This is a genomic window from Maricaulis sp. W15, from assembly GCF_001924955.1.
Lineage (GTDB): Bacteria > Pseudomonadota > Alphaproteobacteria > Caulobacterales > Maricaulaceae > Maricaulis > Maricaulis maris.
The window spans coordinates 164697-183542 of the sequence record NZ_LQXG01000018.1 but is presented as its reverse complement, the minus strand read 5'-3'; the positions used below and the strand labels follow the sequence as shown (position 1 = coordinate 183542).

The following is an 18846-nucleotide window of genomic DNA, read 5'->3' as shown; positions in this document are numbered from 1 at the left end:
CGGACCGATCAGTTGCGGCGCTGACGGCGCGCTTGGCGAAGCTCCGCCTCGCTCGGCACAGACACGGCCTCGATCTCGGTGGCCCGAACCCAGGCCGGCGTGCCAACTTCCAGCGACGTCCGGGCCCGCGACGCAAATTGGTGGGCGCGCGGTCGGTTGCCGGCCGCATAGGATTGTTCGGCGATGGCCAGCTGGGCGAGGGCGGTGTCACCATTGCGCTCGTGAATGATCGAGAGCTGGTACCAGGCAAAGCCATTGTCAGGCTCGATATCCAGTGCGACCCGCAGATGCTGGGCGGCCTCTTCAAGATGGTCCGGATTGTCGGTTGCGATCATGGCGATGGCGAGATTGACCCGCAGCAGCGGCGCGGTGGGCTCCAGTTCAACCGACCGGGCGTGGGGCGCGATGGCCTCGTCGGCATGTCCGCTCTCGAACAGCATCTGGCCGTGCAGCTCATGGAAATACGGATTCTCCGGCTCTTCATCGAGCAGGCCCTGGATTTCCGACAGGGCGCGATCAAGACGGGCGTCGTGATAGTGGGCGACGGCCCGGGCATAGCGTGCCGGCAGCGATTGGTCGCTCTCAGGGTAGCGGTAGAACACGAATTCCGGCTCAGCGAGGAAGCCGTAGATCTTGCCCTGGATACGGGCGAGCCGGGCCATTTCCTCGGGGCTGTCCTGAACATCGTAAAAGGGCGACTCACTGGCACCGCCGCGCAGATTGGCGATCCGTTCCGACGACAGGGGGTGTGAGCGGAAATAGGGATAGCGGCGCGCGTTCGACATGACTTCCTGATAGCGGAAGCGCTCGAAAAACTGCACGAGCCCTTCGCCGGACTGGCCGCTGGCTTCGAGAAATTGCAGGCCGGCCTGGTCGGCAGAGGCTTCCTGGGCACGGCTATAGGTCATGAAGGAGAGGGCGCCGAACTGTTGCGACGAGGCGAGCAGGGCACCGGCCGCGCCGCCTTCGCCAGCCAGTGCCGCAAGCACGCCGAGGCCGAGACTGACGAACATCGGGGCCTGGGCCGCCGAAATGCCGTCGCCAACGCGCGCCAGGTGGGCGCCGGAGATATGGCCGGCCTCGTGCGCGATCACGCCCTTGAGCTGGTTGGGTGTTTCTGATTCCAGAATGATCCCGGTATGCAGGAAGATGTTCTGGCCGCCGGTCACAAAGGCGTTCAGTTCCGGGTCGGCCACGATATAGAGATCGACATCAGCCGGAACCAGTCCGGCGGCTTCGAGAATGGGGTCGGAGTATTCGCGCAGCATATGCTCGATTTCCGTGTCCCGGATCAAGGACTGACCCAGGCTGGACGCTTGTGTGGCCACAGCAAGAACGCAGGCTGTGGCGACGGTTTTCAGGATCGACATCCTGCCTCCACTGATCGGCCCCCGCTCGGCCCATGATAGCAGCGTCACCCCAAGACGCCACCATGACCAAGATGGGTTGCCCGGACAGGCCGGGCAACCCTTGTTCTGGTTAGTTCCCGAACAGGCCGGTCCGGTTCCACCAGCCGCGACGCTTGGACTTGCCATCGTCGTCGGCGGGTTTCGCGGTGTCGGCCTTTTCGGTCTCTGCCTCGGTTTCACGCGTTTCGTTGCCGGATTCCGTCGCGTCGGCGGCGGGTTCGGCAGCGAGGTCCGGTTCGACCGCCTCGGCGACCGGCTCGGCCGGCGCTTCATCGGCTTTTTTGCGACGGGTCCGACGCTTGGGTTTGGGCGCCTCTTCGGCAACCGGCTCTGCGGCCGGTTCATCAGCAGCGGCCTCGGCTGCCGGAGCCTCCGTCGCCGTATCAGCCGCCTTTTTGCGCGGACGCCGTGTCCGCTTTTTCGGGGCCTCTTCGACGGCCGCTTCGACTGCCGGTGCTTCGACGGCCTGTACTTCGGCCGGCGGCTCGACCGCATCGGAGGCAGGTTCGCTGTCGGCCGCTGCGGGCTTGCGCCGCGAGGTGCGGCGGCGTTTCGGCTTGTCTTCGACCGGAGCGGTTTCGACGGCGGCGGCTTCGGCGGTCGGCTCGGCGTCCGGCTCAGCTGCGGTCGTCGCGGCTTCGCTGGTCACCTCGTCTGTGCCCGACGCAGCATTGTCAGTATTTGCCTCGTCCGTATTCGCCTCGTCCTCGGTCCGGCGACGACCGCGACCACCACGGCGACCCCGGCGACGACGGCGGCGCGGTTGGTCCTCGCCATCCTCACCAGCGGCGTCGCGCGGGTTGTCGCCCTCGTCGGCGCTGCCGTCCTCATCGCTGTCATCGCCTTCCACCTTGACGACTTCCATCGCCGCAGCGGTGTCATCGGAAGACGGTTTGCGGCGGCGGCGCCGCCGCCGACGACGGCCACCGGAAGCTTCGCGGCTTTCTTCGTCATTGTCCGCGTCGTCCTCGTCCGGAACGTCGGGGATTTCGATTTCCTCGATCGATTCGACGGAGAGCGGCGCGATGGTCAGTTCTTCACCCGGCTCGCGATTCTCGAGCGCTTCAATGGTGAATTCCGGGGCCAGGATGGTGTCGTCCGCCGTGACCAGCACATTCATCGAGAAACGCTGTTCGATCATCAACAGATGATCGCGCTTGTCATTGAGCAGGTAAATCGCAACAGCTGTCGGCACCGAAATGCGGATCCGCTTGGCGCGACCACGCGTGCCTTCTTTCTCAAGACCGCGCAGGGCGACCAGGGCGCTCGATTCGGTCGAACGCAGATGCCCGGTGCCCTTACAGGTCGGGCAGGTCGTCGTGGAGCCTTCCAGCAGGCTGGTGCGGCGGCGCTGGCGCGAGATCTCCATCAGGCCGAATTGCGAGATGCGTCCCACCTGCAGGCGGGCGCGATCACGCTTCAGCATGTCCTTCATCTTCTTTTCGACAGCGCGGTTGTTCCGGCTCTCGTCCATGTCGATGAAGTCGATGACGATCAGGCCGGCAAGGTCACGCAGGCGCATCTGACGCGCCGCTTCGGCTGCCGCTTCCAGATTGGTCTTGAGCGCAGTCGCCTCGATATTGCGTTCGCGGGTCGACTTGCCCGAGTTCACATCGATCGAGACCAGTGCCTCGGTCGGGTTGATGACCAGATAGCCGCCCGATTTGAGCGGGGCGACAGGCGAGTAGATCGCTTCAAGCTGGGCTTCGCACTGATGGCGCAGGAAGAGCGGCACGGTTTCCTTGTAGTGCTGCACCTTCTTGGCATGGCTCGGCATCAGCATCTTCATGAAGGCTTTCGCCTCCTTGTAGGCCTCTTCGCCTTCCACCTGCACACAATCGATCTCCTTGTCGTAGAGATCGCGAATCACGCGTTTGACCAGATTGCCTTCTTCATAGATCAGCGCCGGCGCCACCGAGTTGAGCGTCAGTTCGCGGATATTTGTCCACAGACGCAGGAGGTAGTCGGCATCGCGCTTGATCTCGGTCTTGGTGCGCGAGGCACCGGCCGTGCGGATGATGAGACCGACGCCCTTGGGCAGTTCCAGCTCCGAGACCACCGACTTCAGACGCTTGCGGTCGGATGCATTGGAGATCTTGCGGGAAATGCCGCCGCCGCGCGGCGTGTTCGGCATCAGCACGCAATAACGGCCGGCAAGCGAGAGATAGGTCGTCAGGGCTGCGCCCTTATTGCCGCGCTCTTCCTTGGCCACCTGGACCAGCAGGATCTGGCGCCGCTTGATGACTTCCTGGATCTTGTATTTGCGGAACATCTGGCGACGGCGGCGCGCAGCCTGCTGGTCGCTGATATCGTCTTCTTCGCTGTCATCGCCAATGGTTTCGGGCGCTTCGGCCTCACCGTCTCCATCCGCGTCATCGGACGCGGTGTCGGCCGCCGGGGCGGCTTCGGGCTTGGCGTCATCCGCCTCGTCATCATCCTCATCGGCCGCAGAGGCTTCCTCTTCGGCGAGGGCGACGCGGTCCTCATAGGGGATCTGGTAGTAATCCGGATGGATCTCATTGAAAGCGAGGAAGCCGTGGCGATTGCCGCCATACTCCACAAACGCCGCCTGCAGCGAGGGTTCGACCCGCGTTACCTTGGCGAGATAGATATTTCCACGGATGGGGCGGCGGGCGGCCGCTTCGAAGTCAAAATCCTCAACTTTCGAACCATCGAGTACGACGACGCGGGTCTCCTCGGGATGACCTGCATCGATCAGCATTTTCTTGGACATTAAAGTCGTCTCCTGCACCCGCGCACAATCGCCTGTTTCCTGCCAGTCGGCGGGACAAGGAAGAGAGTGGCGGCGGGGGCGAGATGGACGGGGTGCGGCCTGTTTTCAGTGCTCTGGGCATCAGGCGCTCCCTGCGCATCGGCAGTTACCATTAGCGTCCCGCTCCGTTACGGGAGGACGCGGCGGTCGGGGCCCCGGCAATTTTTCGGTCGGACCGGGGCGACGATAAGCGTGTTGGCAGGCCGTTAAAGCCCAGCCGCTTCGCGCCTAGCTTCCGCACTCGACCGGCATATCCGGTGGTGCGTCGCCAAGGCCTTGGCAACATGCAACATTCGAATGCGGAAGAAAAGGCTTTCGCGCCGTAGGCGAGCCGGTTGGAAGAATTCCTTTGGGCATCAACCAAACGTCAAGCTCCGTGCCCTATGGTTACGCAAAAGCCGTGGACAGAATCACGGTGTGTGCGATGGTGTAGTGATGCGGGTTCAACAGTTTTTGATGGCGTTGTCGTCGGTTCTGGCACTGTCCAGTCCCGGTCTCGCGGACCAGGAGGTCCGGGATGTGCGTTTTGGCGTGGATGTCGCCACGACGCGGGTTGTGATCGAGATCTCGGAACCGGCCGAGTTCCGCGCTTTCACGCTAGATGGCCTCTCTGATCGTCTGGTCGTGGACTTGCCGCAGGCGCGCTGGTCGGTTGCCAATCTGGCGTCTGGAGAGGGCGTCGGGCACGGGCTGGTCGATGCCTTCCGCTTTTTTGACAATTCGGTATCCAGCTCTCGCGTTGTGTTCGAGCTCGACCACCCGGCCGTCATCGTCAACCAGTTCGCGCTTGATCCGGCCACACCCGGTGGCAATCACCGTCTGGTGATCGACATGGAACGCGCGAGCCAAGGCAGTTTTCAGACCGCGTCGGGCTTTGATCATACCCGCGCCGATTCTCTTGATTCGCTGATCGCCGAACGCGTCGAGGCTGTTTACGTGCCGCCGCAGCGCGAACGCCGCGTGATCGTTGTGGATCCCGGCCATGGCGGCCGTGATCCGGGTTCGCTCGGGATCCACGGGACCCATGAGGCCGATGTCGCGCTGGAAGCCGCCCGCGAACTGCGCCGCCAGCTCGAGGCGACGGGCAATTATGAAGTCCTGCTGACGCGTGATCGCGACGTCTACCCGTCCTGGGAACAACGTGTCGGTGTCATGGCGGAAGCCAGAGCGGACCTCTTCATCTCCCTGCACTCCGATTCTTCCCAGAATTCGAACGTGCGGGGCGCTGCGGTCTATACGCTCAATGACCGAGCCGAGAACCGTGCCCGTCAGCGTGCCCGCGAAGGCGCGAACCACACCTCGCAAGTGGATGTGAACAATATCCTGGTCGAACTGGAACTGCGCGAGAAACGCAACCAGTCGTCGGCCTTTGCCGAAGTCCTGCTGGAGCACCTTTCGTCGGAGGGGCCCTTGCTGGCCAATCCGCATCGTCAGGCCAACCTGTTCGTGTTGCTCGATTCGCGCGTGCCTGCAGTCCTTGTCGAGATGGGGTTCCTGACCAATCGGACGGACGAGGCCAATCTGACATCGGCGAGTTTCCGGCGCCGCCAGATGAGTGCCATAGTGAACGGGATCGACGATTATTTCACCAACCGCGGTGATGAAATCTTCGCGGATCGGGACATGATCGCACTTCCGGCACGCTGACTCCCTTTAATCTGTTGCCGAGCGCGGCCATAATGCCGCCTCGGAGTCATGCTGGAACGGCGCGTCTGACCTGGAGGTCGAACGGTCGGGTTGCAGCCAGAGGGCAGAATGAAACTCTTCACCTTGCGTAATGTTTTGCGGACAGCTCTCTGGGGCAGTATCGCGGCTGCGGTGCTGGCTGTTATCGGCTTCATCGCCGTCGCCATCTATGTCGTCCGCGTGACCGATGACCTGCCGGACTATCAGCAGCTCGCCGAGTATGAGCCGCCGATCATGAGCCGTGTTCATGCCGGTGATGGCCTGTTGATAGCGGAATATGCGCGCGAACACCGTGTCTTCGTGCCGATCGCCAATATTCCGCAGAATGTGGTGCATGCCTTCATCTCGGCCGAAGACAAGAATTTCTACGAGCATGGCGGCCTGGACTTTCGCGGCATCATCCGCGCCGGCCTGTCCAATATCTCCAACGTGTTGCAGGGGCGCCGTCTGGAAGGCGCGTCGACGATCACCCAGCAGGTCGCCAAGAATTTCCTGCTCTCCAGCGAGCAGCGCCTTGAGCGCAAGGTCCGTGAAATGGTGTTGTCGCGGCGCATCGAGCGCGCCTTCACCAAGGACCAGATCCTCGAGCTCTATCTCAACGAGATTTACCTCGGAAACCGCGCCTATGGCGTTGCGGCGGCGGCGCTGAACTATTTCGGACGCTCGCTCGACGAGCTCGAGTTGCACGAGATCGCCTATCTGGCGGCCCTGCCCAAGGGGCCGGCCAATTATCACCCGGATCGTCATCACGACGCCGCCATCGAGCGCCGGAACTGGGTGCTCTCACGCATGGCCGAGAACGGTTTTGTGACCGAGGAAGCCGCGCGCGAGGCCATGGCCCGGCCGCTGGAAACCGTCGACCGCCTGTCGGGTGCCACCTATACGGCGGCCGAGTATTTTGTCGAGAATGTCCGCCGTGAAGTCTTCTCCCTCTATGGCGAGGATGAGCTTTATGATGGCGGGCTGTCGATCCGGACGACCCTGGATACGCGCATGCAGCTCGCGGCGCGCGCCGCCCTGCGCAATGGGCTGGAGGCCTATGATCGCCGCCATGGCTATCGCGGCGCCTTGTCGAATATCGAATTGGGCGAGGGCTGGGTCGAGCGCTTGGCCGCCGCCGATATCCCGCGTGACCTCGACGAGGGTTGGCTGCAAGCGGTCGTTCTGGAGACCACTGCAGATGCAGCTCGCATCGGCTTCCTCAACAGCGAGGAAGGCTCGATCCCGATGTCGGCGCTGGAATGGGCCCGCGAAACCCTACCTGATGGCGAGATCGGACCGCCGGTCAGCCGTCCCTCGGAGGTGTTGAACCCGGGTGATGTGATCCTGGTGGCCAGCATTGCCGACCAGGAAGGCTTCAGCGATGGCCAGTATGGTTTGCGTCAGGTACCGGGGATCAATGGCGGTATCATGGCCATGGATCCACACACCGGTCGTGTGCTGGCGATGGTTGGCGGCTATTCCTTCCAACACAGCCAGTTCAATCGCGCCACCCAGGCGCGGCGCCAACCCGGCTCGGCCTTCAAGCCCTTCGTCTACGCCTCGGCGCTGGATAATGGCTACACGCCGGCCAGCCTGATCCTGGACGCGCCCTTCATCGCCTCCGGCGGGCCGGACGAGCGCTTTTACATGCCGTCCAACTATTCGGAACGCTATTATGGCATGTCGACCCTGCGGCTCGGCCTGGAGTTGTCGCGGAACGTCATGACGGTTCGCCTGGCCCAGGAAATGGGCATGGCGCCGATCGTCGACTATGGCACGCGTTTCGGGATTTATGACGAAATGGAACCGGTGCTGGCAATGTCGCTCGGGGCCGGGGAAACGACGCTTTACCGCCTCGTTTCCGCCTATGCGACCATGGTCAATGGTGGCCGCCGCGTCGAGCCGACCATTATCGACCGGGTCCAGGACCGTACCGGCGCCACGATCTTTGCCCACGAAGTCCTGCCCTGCGACACCTGCGATGCTGAAGAGTGGGATCGCTCAGCCGTGCTCGAACCGCTCTTCCCGGAAACCCGTGAGGAAGTCGTCGATCCGGTGACGGCCTATCAGGTGGTGAACATGCTCGAAGGAGCCGTGCAGCGCGGCACCGGTACGGCGCTTCGCTCGCTGCCCTGGACGCTGGCTGGCAAGACCGGCACGACCAATGATTTCCGCGATGCCTGGTTCATGGGGTTCGGACCGGACCTCGTGGTCGGTATCTATGTCGGCTTCGACACACCCTATCAGCTCGGCGCAGGCGAGGCCGGTGGCCGTGTCGCGGCACCGATCGCCCGTGACTTCCTGGAAGTCGCGCTTGAGGGTTATCCCGTCGCGCCGTTCCGGGTACCGCCGGGTGTGCGGCTTGTGCCGATCAATCGTCTCAATGGAGAGCCCGGCATTCTGGGCCAATCCGGGGTGATTCTCGAGGCTTTCCGTCCGGGTACCGAGCCGTCACGCCAGACCGATGAAGTGGAAAGTGGTCTCAGCTTTGCCCGCGATTCGGTCAGTGATGATCCGCTTGCCTTCCTGCTCGATGAGCCGGATTCGCAAGACGATGAACCCGACGATGAGCTGGGCGGCCTGTACTGAGTACGGTTCCGACCGTCAGTGCGGCCACGGCTTGTCTGAGGCGCGCGTGCTGATTATCCCCTTGTGAGCAACCGGTTTGAAGAATCGCAGGATTGAACGCCCATGCGTGCAGACATCCAGACCCTGTCCGACGAAATCCAGCAGGCAGTTGGCCTGCTGAGGAGGCGTCTTTGACTGGGATACAGCCCAGAAACGTCTCGATGAACTGAATGCGAAGTCGGAAGACCCCGACTTCTGGAACCAGCCGCAGCAGGCGCAGGTCCTGATGCGCGAACGCAACCGGCTCGACGCGGCGATCAAGACCGTGATCGAGGCCGAGCAGGAACTCTCCGACAGTCTCGAAATCATCGAGCTGGCCGAGATGGAAGACGATGCCGACATGATCGAGGAGGCCGTCGCTGGCCTCGGCAATCTCGGTGAGCGCATGCGCCGCGCCCAGCTGGAGACGCTGCTCTCCGGCGAGGCCGACGGCAATGACGCCTTCGTTGAAATCCATTCCGGCGCCGGTGGTACGGAAAGCCAGGACTGGGCCGCCATGCTGGCGCGCATGTATTCACGCTGGGCGAATGCGCATGGCTACAAAGTGGAAACGATGGAAGAGCAGGCCGGCGAGGAGGCGGGTCTGAAATCCACCACCATCCTGGTCAAGGGCGAGAATGCCTATGGCTGGCTGAAGACCGAGGCCGGCGTACATCGCCTGGTGCGGATATCGCCGTTTGATTCAAGCGCCCGCCGCCATACCAGCTTCTCCTCCGTCGGCGTCTATCCGCAGATCGATGATGCAATCGAGGTCGATATTGATGTCTCGAAAGTGCGCACCGACACCTATCGTGCCTCTGGCGCCGGTGGTCAGCACATCAACAAGACCGACAGTGCCGTCCGCCTGACCTATGACATGCCGGGCGAGGAAAAAGCGGTCGTCGTGCAGTGTCAAAATGACCGCTCGCAGCACAAGAACCGGACGCAGGCCTGGGACATGTTGCGTGCCCGTGTCTATGAGATCGAGCTGCAGCGTCGCGAAGCCGCGGCCCAGGCCGAGGCCGACAGCAAGAGTGAGATTGGCTGGGGTCACCAGATCCGCTCCTACGTCCTGCAGCCCTATCAGATGGTCAAGGACCTGCGGACCAATGTGGAGACGTCGAACACCGGCGGTGTGCTCGACGGCGATCTCGACGCGTTCATGGCCGCAGCCCTGGCAGCTCGTGTCGGCGGGGACGAGGAGGAGGCCTAGCCTCCCGCCTTGTCGGTCCCGTCCAGGCGTCCGAGCAGGTTCGCCATGGCGTCGACATAGCGGCCGAATGCGGCCCGGCCGGACTTCGAAATTCGCACGCGCGTCAAGGGTTTGCGATCGAGAAAACTTTTCTCGATGGTGACATATCCGGCTTCTTCGAGCTTGCGAAGATGGACCGAGAGATTGCCCTGGGTCGCGCCCAGTGCAGTTTTCAATTCGTTGAAGTCGGCGGCTTCGGCTTGGGCGAGATAGGTCATCACGCCGAGCCTTAGCCGTCCGTGGATGATCTCGTCGATCTGGCCGATCGGGGGCGTGCTCATCGCAGACCTGTCAGTCTGCGGCGCGGGACAACCGCCACATCACGAACCCCGGCACGGCCATCAGCCCGAACAGGGCCACCGATGTGACCAGATTGAACAGGCCGGGCGAGCCCATCGTCAGGCCGAGTGCTGCGGCGGCCAGGTACCAACCGATCGCCACAACGCCATACCAAAGACGTTTCTGGACACGGGCGGCGACAAACCAGGCCGCGCCCTGCAGGGCGAAAACGACGGGTATATAGTAGAGCCAGAGCGCGAAGTTCTCGGTCTTGAATGCGTTGAATCCGAATACGAAGACCATGGCGAGATTGGCCAGCCCGGCAGCCTGAAACGCGGTCTCATAGGCCTTGCGCATTGCTGTTCCGGTCGGCTGCTTGCGATCCATCCAGAGTATGATGACAAGCGCGAGCATGAAGCCGCCGGTCGCGCCAACCGCGGCCGTCAGATGGACCCAGCCCGGCAAGGCAACAAGGTCGCTGATACCGACCCAATGGATGAGTGTTTCAAGCCCGTAAAGGAGTCCGGCCGACATCAGCAACAGGCCGGCACCCGGCGAAGGGCGCGGGTCGCCCTCGGCAAGCGTTCGCAGGAATGCGAGATCGGCGCGGGCTGTGGCGAGTTCATCGGTCATGGGCATCCTCGGACGAATTCCGGCGCGCCCAAAGCGGGCGCGCCGGCACTATGTCTTGATTCACGCGGATGCATCAGCGGGTATGCGCGCGTCTTCCGAGCGGCCCTTGATGGCCCGCCGCCCATTCAGCCAACCACCGATCCAGGTATGCCGGACAATCAACTGATAGGTTCCGAGCAGGATGGCAAAGCTGATCGCCAGGATCATGGGCAGTTTGACCAGCCCCGGAAGTGCGACATCGGACAGGGCGACCTGCAGCGCCATCACCAGCGGCAAGTGCATCAGATAGACCCAGTAGGACGCGTCCGCCAGATAACGCCAGACCCTGTTCTCGCGTGAGAAGATCACCAGGGCTGCGCCGGTCAGGCCGAACGCCCAGGTCCAGATCGCCAGTGTATAGGCTGCCGCGACGGGCAGCCGGTCCATGCCCGGACCGACCGGGGTGAAATTCGGCGTCATGCCAAGTTCCATGACCAGCCAGGTCGTCAGCGCGATGGCGATGCCAAGATTGATGTGCCAGGCACGCTTCCAGGCCGTCAGCACGAGATCGCTGCAGCGATGGGCGGCCCAGCCGGCGGCGAACGCCGTGCCATAGGCGATCAGCGCGCCGGTATTTGGGAGAAGACCGGTATCCGGTGTCGGAATGCCGAACCAGCTCATCCACATCGGGGTTGTGATGAACCAAATCGCCAGCGGAGCTGCGAGCAGAAGGGTGCCGAGCGGGGTTCGGGCCAGAAGACCGGTGACTGCATCAATCAGTTTGCCACTCAGGTCCGAACGGTCGATCAGGCGCACCAGCGCTGTCAGCGGCAGGGAGACGGCGTAGAAAATCACCAGCATGTAGAGGAACCACAGATGGGTCAGCGGGAAATTCTGCGCGGTCAGTGGCGGGGTTTCCTGCTGCGGCGCTTCGCCGCCATTCGCCTTGATGGCGCCCCAGATCACCACCGTCACAATCAGGGCGAAGATGGGCATCCACAAGGTTGCCAGTGGCAGGGCAATGCGTTTGGCGCGGTCGAGGGCGAGCCCGAGAATGCCGCGTCGTCCTAGCGCCATGTGCGCGAAGTAGCCGGCAATCATGAAGAACAGGACCATCCGGAAAATGTGCGGGACAAAAAAGCCAAGGCTGAACCCGGCCGTGGCCTGGCTGTCCTGGACGATCCAGATCGGAATTCCGGGAATGAAGGACATGGAGGCGTGCAGAACCACGCCGAGAAAGAGGGCGAGTGCACGCACCGCATCGAGCGCGTGAATTCGGGGTGAAGGCGAGATGGACATGAAGGGCTCCGGTTTGTGAGTTACCGATCATATATCACAGACAAGTTTACAATACAAACTTGTCTGTGTGAAATGCGAGGGCTGGGAAAGGCATGCGCTAGATACAGGTCAAGTTGTTGTAAATCGTGCCAAATAGCCCGGTGAGACAGGGCGCGTGGTCACGCGCACAAAAAAACCGGCGCTCGGATGGAGCGCCGGTTTTCATGATCGGTGTCGATTTTGGCTAGAAGCCGGACTTGCTCGCGACCGGTGGCTCCAGTGAACCGAGCGGGTCCTGCGCCTTGCTCGGTGCCGGCGGCTTGCTGTCGGCTTTGGCGGCAGGCTCAGCCTTCACGCCATTGTCCTTGGCAGCCGGTTTGGCGCCGCCGCTATCTTTCAGCGGATCGGAGGAGTGGCGGCAATGACCATCGAAGAAAGCACCGCTTTCCACGGACAGGGCAGCATGGACGATGTCGCCCTCGATCCGTGCTGTCGAGGCAAGCTGTACCTGACGGGCGCGAACACTGCCTGTGACGCGGCCACGGATGACAACGGTTTCAGCCTGGACTTCGCCGGACACGGTTGCGTCTTCGCCAATGATCAGCGAGCCCGCGCGGATATCACCATCGACCGTGCCATCCAGTTGGATTTCACCGTCGGAAACGATCGTACCGGTCAGAACGAGATCACCGGAAAGAATGGAGGGGGCTTTCGATTTCATGGCGGTCCTTTTCGGGGGGGCGCTGTACGCACCGGTCTCGGGAGACGAAGAGTCTTTGTTACCCTTGTTGAACATATTGGCCAGCTCTCAATAAACGCTCAGGATCGATTGCCGATCCGTTATACCAGATTTCATAGTGCAGGTGCGTGGCCGTACTGCGTCCCGTGGACCCCATCCCCCCGATACGCTGACCGCGTTCGACTGTATCACCACGCCGCACGTCGATTTCGTGGAGGTGACCGTAACGGGTCACGAAGCCGTAACCATGATCAATCTCCACGCAACGACCATAGCCGCCCCGCCAGCCGGCGTAAATAACCCGGCCCGGCCCCGTTGCTTCGATCGGTGCGCGGCGATAGGCGGCGAAGTCCATGCCGCGGTGAGAGGTTGGGCGACCATTGAACGGATCGATCCGGACCCCGAAATCACTGGTCTGGCGATAAGTGTCACCGACGGGCTCGCCCAGCGGACCGGATTGCACGAAATCCTCGAGTTCCTCGACTTCAAGCAAGCGCGAGGCAATCCGGTTGATGCGACTGGTAAACGCAGGATCCATACTGACCGACGAAGACGCAAACGTGTCAGTCTCGGAAAGCGGAATAAAGGGGCCGCCGGTTTCGGTGCTGTCGCGATTGTCAGCGATCACGGTGTCAAGGTCGAGCCCGGTCAGGCGCAGGACAGCTCGCAGATTTTGCAGGCGCGCCTCGGTGGCATCTTCGGCCTGGGCCAGCACATTATCTTGTTCGCCCATGAGATAGCTGATCTGGTCTTCGGGCTCACCCGATACGGTTGCTGCGACGGCGATCAGCGGATCACGCGCTTCACGCGGGGTCGGGTCGGCGGGCGTCGCGGCCATCAGGACACGGCTGTCGGCGAGGGCCGGTGACGGCTCCATTTCTTGGCCTGTCAGCTGTTCGGCGAATTCGACTAGCTGTCGAAGGGTCTCATGGCGCATCTGGAATTCGTAGGCCGTCCGGTCGAATTCCTCCATCCGTGATTCCATCATCGAGATGGCGGTGGCTTCCGTGGCGCGCGCTTCGGCAACCTGACGACGTGATTCGAGACGCTCACGCTCAATCTCGTATTCCTTGGCCGCCATGGCTTGGCCATGGAAGGCAACGGAGACGGTTGAGAAGCAAAGCCAGCCGGCAAGGACGGTCGCGCCAAGCAGGGCTGAAATCTGGACTGTGGTGGAGATCGCAAAATAGCGAACCTGACCATCGGACCGATGGTAGATCTGCCGGTCCGGAAACCAGCGCTCAGCCGTTCCCCAAACAGCTTCTTTCACTCTTGTGAACATGCAGTACGCCGCTCTGTTCTGATTGCCCCGGGCCCCAAGGCGAGCATGTGACACAAAACCGGCCCCAATATCAACAAGTCCGATGCAAGAGATGCGCCGGGTTATACTAGGTTCTCGTAAAATTCCGGCGGCAGGTCGGCGCGAAGCCGCGCCTCGGCGTTGAAGGGCGGTTTCAAACCACTACTGAAGTGTTTGCGTACAAGAGCTTGGAACCAGGTCACCGGATCCTCGCCAGCGCGCGCCGCAACGTGGCGAAACCAGCGCGCTCCGGCGGCGACATGACCGATTTCCTCGGTGTAGATCGTTCGCAGGCAGTCGGCACTGACCGTGTCCCCGGCAGAGACGAGCCGGTTGATCATGCCGGGTGTCACATCCAGCCCGCGGGCCTCCAGCACGAGCGGCGCGACGGCGAGGCGTCCGGCCAGCGAATCGCGTGTTGCCATCGCCGCGTCCCACAACCCGCTATGGGCCGGAAAATCACCGTAGCCGGCGCCGAGTTCGGCCAAGCGTCCGGTAATGAGGCGAAAATGGCGAGCCTCGTCGTCGCCGACACCGATCCAGTCATCAATAAAGGCCGTGCGGGCCTCGTCGGCCAGCGCGTCGTCGAGGGCATAGCGGGCCAGCATGTCGAAGGCGAGATCAATGGCGTTGAACTCGATATGGGCGACGGCGTGCAGCAAGGCCACCCGTCCGGCCGGGCTGTTCAACCGCCGCCGCGGGACATCGGCCGGGGCGACAAGCCGGGGGCGGTCCGGCCTGGCCGGGTGATCGGCCGGAATGACGCCCTGCATTGGCAGTGGCGCCCGGCCGGCTCGCCAAAGCGCAGCCACCTCGCGGGCCCGGTCCGCCTTGGCGTCCGGCGATGCCGTCGCCAACACGCTGCGGGCCAGGGTCAGAATGTCGCCTGCGTCAGCCAAGTTCGCGCACGGCCCCGATGACCTCATCGACATGACCTTTCACTTTGACCTTGTGCCAGATACGGGCAATCCGGCCTTCGCGATCGATCAGAAAGGTTGAGCGATCAATGCCCATATATTCGCGCCCATAGAGTTTCTTGAGCACCCAGGACCCGTAGGCTGCAATGGTCTCGCCCTCCGGGTCCGAGACCAGACGCACCTGCAACCCATGTTTGGCCTTGAAATTGTCATGTCTTTTGACGCTATCCTTGGACAGGCCGATGACGACTGCGCCGGCATTCGCAAAAGCCGCGCTTGCCGCCGTGAAATCGAGGGCTTCTGTGGTACAGCCGGGGGTGTCGTCCTTGGGATACATATAGAGGACGACGATCTGGCCGCGCAGGTTTGCGAGGTCGATCTCGTCACCGCCATCGGCGGGCAGTTTGAAAGTCGGAGCAAGGTCGCCGGTTTTGAGTTCACTCATGTCATTCCCCTGTCTGGTTTCGCCTGCATGGCTTGTCTTGCCGTGTAATGTGCGGTTCCGGGCCGCCACGTCCAGTGTGCGGACTGCGGGAAGGCCGGTCTGAATGCTGCGCAAATCCGTCAAATGGACGCTGATCTACCTGCTCGAAGCCGTGGCGGCGCTGCTGGCCCTGAGCATTTTCGCGATTGGATTCGTGCTGTGGCGCCTGTCATCAGGTCCGGTCGAATTGGAATTCCTGCGTGAGGATGCGCAGGCCATGCTGGCCAGCGCCTTTGAAGGCGAGGTCGTGGCGTTGGGAGCGCTGCAGGCGCGATTCGAACCGTCGTCGCGTACCATTGTGCTGGTCGCGACGGATGTGACCGTGGCGGAAGCGTCCGGTGAGGTGGTCAGCCGGGCGCCGCGTATCGAAGCCGGACTGGCGGCCGATGCCTTGATCTTCGGCCGGGTTGAACCGGTCGAGCTGACAATTGATGGCGGGTCGGTGTCCGTCGTGCGTCGCGCCGACGGCGCGGTGGGGGCGGGACTCGGCGGTGTTGAGCGGGTGGCGGCGACGGCGCGGCAACCGGCGCGCGGCGGCGATGACAGCGCCTCCCTGTTTGAAATCCTGTCCGGACCGGAAGCGCCGGCGCAACTGGGTCGCTTGCGGCGGGTCAATGTGTCGAATGCCGCGGTGCGCGTGGTTGATGACGTTGTGGGTCTGGCCTGGTTTGTCGATTCGGCCGGGGTCGTCTTCGACCGCGACGATAACCGGATACTGGCCGAGATCGACGGGCAATTGGCGACGCCATCCGGGTTTGCGCCGGTGGCGCTACGATTGCGGGCCGGCAATAATCTTGAAAGCCTGTTGCTGGAGGCCAGCTTTGAGGGATTGTCCCCGGCCGGTATCCTGCCGGATACCGGGCCAGCGTCGGCGCTGCGGGCACTGGATGCGCCTATCGACTTGAACCTGGTGGTCGATGCGACCCGCGACAGCGGGATACGCACGGCCTCGTTGCAGTTGGATATTGGCGAAGGCGGGATACTGGTCGATGGCGAGATGCATGCGTTTGAAGGCGCCAATCTCTATGCCAGTTTCGATCCGGTCCTGCGCGAGCTGACGCTGCATTCGGGCCGTGTCCGCTCAGACCTTTTTGCCGCTTCGATTGAAGGGCAGCTGACCGATATCGGTGATTATGAAGGCGTGTTGCCGACGCGGGCGCGGTTTGATCTGGCGATCGGCGAGGGCTTTGTCGATATCGGGCCCGTTTTCGAACGAGTGCCGACATGGGAGCTCCTGGCCGCGTCCGGGGAAATCCGCCTCGATGAGTTTGCGGTGATGTTCGACCATCTCGATCTCGAGATCGACACCATTCGGGCCGAACTCAGCGGTGGTTTGCAGCTGGAGCAGCGCCCGGATGGCAGCTGGCTGCCCAACATGCAGCTGGAAGGGCCGATCACCGGCGATATCCAACCTCAGACTGTGCTCGCTTATTGGCCGGTCGAACTCGCGGATGGCGGCCGGACCTGGGTCGGCGAAGGCATTCTGGGCGGGCGGTTTTTCAACGCCCGCTTCTTCCTCGATCTGCCGGCCTCGGCAATTGACGAGGGGCGGCTCGACGACGACCGCATGCGTTTGAGTTTCGATTTTGAGGACGCGCATGTCCGCTACATTTCGACAATGACGCCGATCACGGAGGGGCGCGGCTCGGCGACTCTGCACGGCAATTCCTTCGAAGTGCAGATGGATCGTGGCCGGATCGGGGATCTTGTGATCAGCGAGGGCTTTGTCGACCTGCCGCGCCTCAACCCGAAAGGTGCCATGGCGCGCTATGGCGGTGTGGCACGTGGCCGGGGCTCGGACATATTGGCGCTGATTGACGAGGAGCCGCTCTACCTCGTTTCAGATTACGGGCTCGATCCGGCGCAAATCGGCGGCGATGGCGAGATGCGGTTCGAGATCAGTCGCGCCATGCTGACCGAGGTCGCGCCGGAGGACATTCCCTTTGTCATCACGGGGCATTTCTCGAATGCCTCGCTCGATATTCCCGGAACCGATTATGCGATCAGCGGCGGCGAGGTCGATATTTCCGCCGACCAGGACGGGTTGCAGGCATCCGGCACGGCCCGACTTTTCGACGCGCCCGTGCAGATCGATTGGCGTGAGACATTCGGCCTGGCTGATGGCGAGGCGTCGACCCGGATCGGACTGGAAGCGGTCATCAATGCCCGCACGCTGGACCGGTTCAACATGCCGGCACGCCGCTATTTCGACGGCTCGATCCGGATTGCCGCCGAGGCGGTGTCCGACGGGCTCGACTTTCGCTCGGTCGCCATCGAGGCCGATCTGGTTGACGCGCTGATCGAGGCGCCGGGTGGATTGTGGGAGAAGGAGGCGGGCGCGCCGGGCAGCGCCTCGCTCAATCTCGTCCGTCGGGATGTTGGCGGTTATGAACTTGGTGCCATCCGGCTTGCTGCGGACGGCGCGGGGTTGGAAGCATCAGCCTTGATTGGTGCGGCCGGCGGGCTGGAAAATGTCACGGTGGACCGGCTTTTCGTCGAAGGGCTGATGGACTTGACCGGACAGGTCACGCCGGCCCTCGACGCCGAGCAAGCGCTGCGGGTGCGTCTGGCGGGACAGTATGCCGATATCAGCTCGATCATGCCGCACATCACCTCGCTTGGCGGTGAAGGCGGGATCACTCTGCCGCTGTCGTTGCAGGTCGATGTCGGACGCCTCATCCTGTCCGAACAGAGCGTGCTCGATCAGTTCAACCTGATCTGGCGTAGCGAAGCCGCCGGTATCCGGGCGGTGTCCGTATCAGGCAATGCGATGGATGGGCCCTTCCAGGCCTCCTTTGGCGCGAGCGAGGCCGGCGGTCCGCGTGATTTCCGCATCGAGGCGCAGTCTCTGGAACGGATATCGGCCCTGCTTGGCATTGAGGGCTATGCCCTCGGTGGTCAGGTCTCGGTGCTCGGCAGTGCGCCGCCACTGGGCACGGACGGACCGTTGACGGCGCGCGTGGAAGTGCGTGGTCTGACCCTGGTCCGGGTTCCTGTCCTGGCCCGCATCCTCGCGGCCGGTTCGTTCCAGGGCCTTGGTGCCCTGCTCAATGGCGAGGGGATCAGCTTTGACGCGGTTGATGCCGATATCGCCTATGAAGACGGGCTGCTGACCATCGGCGAGGGGCGGGCCCGCGGCAGTGCGCTGGGCGTGACCGGGGCGGGCACCATCGACTTTGCCGACAGTCATGCCGCCATCGATGGCAATCTCGCCCCGTCCTACGTGATCAATTCCCTGTTCGGTGGCTTGCCGATCATCGGCGAGGTGCTGGTGTCGCGGCCGGGCGAGGGCGTGATCGGCATCACCTATTCGGTGGAAGGCCCGTTCGACAGCCTGACCGTCTTTGCCAATCCGCTCTCGGCGCTGGCACCGGGTGTGTTGCGGCGCATGTTCGAAGGCACGGCGGCTGAGCGCGCGGCGCGTGACCGTGCCCGTGAGGACGAGGCCGCACCCGTCGAACCGGAGTCTGGATCCGAATCCGCTGACCCCGACCCTGATCCCGACACAGATTCCGGCGAGAACTGATC

At 62.9% G+C, this 18846-nt stretch carries 13 protein-coding genes; 4 read left to right on the top strand and 9 right to left on the bottom strand.

The window, feature by feature from the left end; translation table 11 throughout:
* Positions 1-8: 8 nt before the first annotated feature.
* Together AWH62_RS12105 and AWH62_RS12100 are read right to left on the bottom strand one after the other, a co-directional pair.
* Positions 9-1370, bottom strand: a complete 1362-nt coding sequence (locus tag AWH62_RS12105; RefSeq protein WP_075190758.1) for a M48 family metalloprotease — start codon at positions 1368-1370, stop codon at positions 9-11.
* A 109-nt stretch (positions 1371-1479) separates the two neighbouring features.
* On the bottom strand, positions 1480-4143 hold the full coding sequence (locus AWH62_RS12100) for a ribonuclease E/G (protein ID WP_075190757.1): 2664 nt from the start codon (positions 4141-4143) through the stop codon (positions 1480-1482).
* Positions 4144-4638: 495 nt separating this feature from the next.
* Here AWH62_RS12100 and AWH62_RS12095 point away from each other — a divergent pair, with 495 nt between their 5' ends.
* From AWH62_RS12095 to prfB, 3 genes are all read left to right on the top strand, one after another.
* Positions 4639-5829 (top strand): N-acetylmuramoyl-L-alanine amidase, encoded by a 1191-nt coding sequence (locus tag AWH62_RS12095; RefSeq protein WP_075190756.1) that lies wholly within the window; start codon positions 4639-4641, stop codon positions 5827-5829.
* Positions 5830-5937: 108 nt separating this feature from the next.
* A complete protein-coding gene (locus AWH62_RS12090) occupies positions 5938-8439 on the top strand; it encodes a penicillin-binding protein 1A (RefSeq protein ID WP_075190755.1) in 2502 nt (833 codons plus the stop codon).
* Positions 8440-8541: 102 nt separating this feature from the next.
* A protein-coding gene (gene prfB / locus AWH62_RS12085) for a peptide chain release factor 2 (protein WP_143743034.1) occupies positions 8542-9670 on the top strand; the annotation gives its coding sequence in 2 pieces (ribosomal slippage) (positions 8542-8610 and positions 8612-9670; 1128 coding nt in all).
* Here the strand turns inward: prfB and AWH62_RS12080 are convergent.
* The 7 genes from AWH62_RS12080 to AWH62_RS12050 form a co-directional block, all read right to left on the bottom strand.
* Positions 9667-9990, bottom strand: a complete 324-nt coding sequence (locus AWH62_RS12080; protein ID WP_075190754.1) for a transcriptional regulator — start codon at positions 9988-9990, stop codon at positions 9667-9669. The genes prfB and AWH62_RS12080 overlap by 4 nt on opposite strands.
* A 10-nt stretch (positions 9991-10000) precedes the next feature.
* Positions 10001-10621 carry a hypothetical protein gene (locus AWH62_RS12075; RefSeq protein WP_075190753.1) on the bottom strand — a complete coding sequence of 207 codons (621 nt, stop codon included), beginning with the start codon at positions 10619-10621 and terminating at the stop codon, positions 10001-10003.
* A 60-nt stretch (positions 10622-10681) separates the two neighbouring features.
* On the bottom strand, positions 10682-11899 hold the full coding sequence (locus AWH62_RS12070; protein ID WP_075190752.1) for an acyltransferase family protein: 1218 nt from the start codon (positions 11897-11899) through the stop codon (positions 10682-10684).
* Between the two features lie 223 nt (positions 11900-12122).
* Complete coding sequence (locus tag AWH62_RS12065; RefSeq protein WP_233128319.1) at positions 12123-12599, bottom strand: polymer-forming cytoskeletal protein; 477 nt, start codon at positions 12597-12599, stop codon at positions 12123-12125.
* Between the two features lie 58 nt (positions 12600-12657).
* A complete protein-coding gene (locus AWH62_RS12060; protein WP_233128318.1) occupies positions 12658-13887 on the bottom strand; it encodes a peptidoglycan DD-metalloendopeptidase family protein in 1230 nt (409 codons plus the stop codon).
* Between the two features lie 113 nt (positions 13888-14000).
* Positions 14001-14816, bottom strand: coding sequence for a ferritin-like domain-containing protein (locus AWH62_RS12055; RefSeq protein ID WP_233128317.1), 816 nt, complete (start codon positions 14814-14816; stop codon positions 14001-14003).
* Positions 14809-15279 carry a peroxiredoxin gene (locus tag AWH62_RS12050; protein ID WP_075190748.1) on the bottom strand — a complete coding sequence of 157 codons (471 nt, stop codon included), beginning with the start codon at positions 15277-15279 and terminating at the stop codon, positions 14809-14811. The genes AWH62_RS12055 and AWH62_RS12050 overlap by 8 nt, the downstream gene beginning before the upstream one ends.
* 103 nt (positions 15280-15382) lie before the next feature.
* Between AWH62_RS12050 and AWH62_RS12045 the strand changes: the two genes are divergently transcribed.
* Positions 15383-18844 (top strand): DUF3971 domain-containing protein, encoded by a 3462-nt coding sequence (locus tag AWH62_RS12045; protein ID WP_075190747.1) that lies wholly within the window; start codon positions 15383-15385, stop codon positions 18842-18844.
* Positions 18845-18846: the final 2 nt, after the last annotated feature.

Coding starts and splice junctions, on each gene's coding strand:
- AWH62_RS12105 (WP_075190758.1), bottom strand. CDS start 1,370: ATGTCGATCCTGAAAACCGTCGCCACAGCCTGCGTTCTTGCTGTGGCC.
- AWH62_RS12050 (WP_075190748.1), bottom strand. CDS start 15,279: ATGAGTGAACTCAAAACCGGCGACCTTGCTCCGACTTTCAAACTGCCC.
- AWH62_RS12075 (WP_075190753.1), bottom strand. CDS start 10,621: ATGACCGATGAACTCGCCACAGCCCGCGCCGATCTCGCATTCCTGCGA.
- AWH62_RS12070 (WP_075190752.1), bottom strand. CDS start 11,899: ATGTCCATCTCGCCTTCACCCCGAATTCACGCGCTCGATGCGGTGCGT.
- AWH62_RS12090 (WP_075190755.1), top strand. CDS start 5,938: ATGAAACTCTTCACCTTGCGTAATGTTTTGCGGACAGCTCTCTGGGGC.
- AWH62_RS12100 (WP_075190757.1), bottom strand. CDS start 4,143: ATGTCCAAGAAAATGCTGATCGATGCAGGTCATCCCGAGGAGACCCGC.
- AWH62_RS12065 (WP_233128319.1), bottom strand. CDS start 12,599: ATGAAATCGAAAGCCCCCTCCATTCTTTCCGGTGATCTCGTTCTGACC.
- AWH62_RS12095 (WP_075190756.1), top strand. CDS start 4,639: ATGGCGTTGTCGTCGGTTCTGGCACTGTCCAGTCCCGGTCTCGCGGAC.
- AWH62_RS12045 (WP_075190747.1), top strand. CDS start 15,383: ATGCTGCGCAAATCCGTCAAATGGACGCTGATCTACCTGCTCGAAGCC.
- AWH62_RS12080 (WP_075190754.1), bottom strand. CDS start 9,990: ATGAGCACGCCCCCGATCGGCCAGATCGACGAGATCATCCACGGACGG.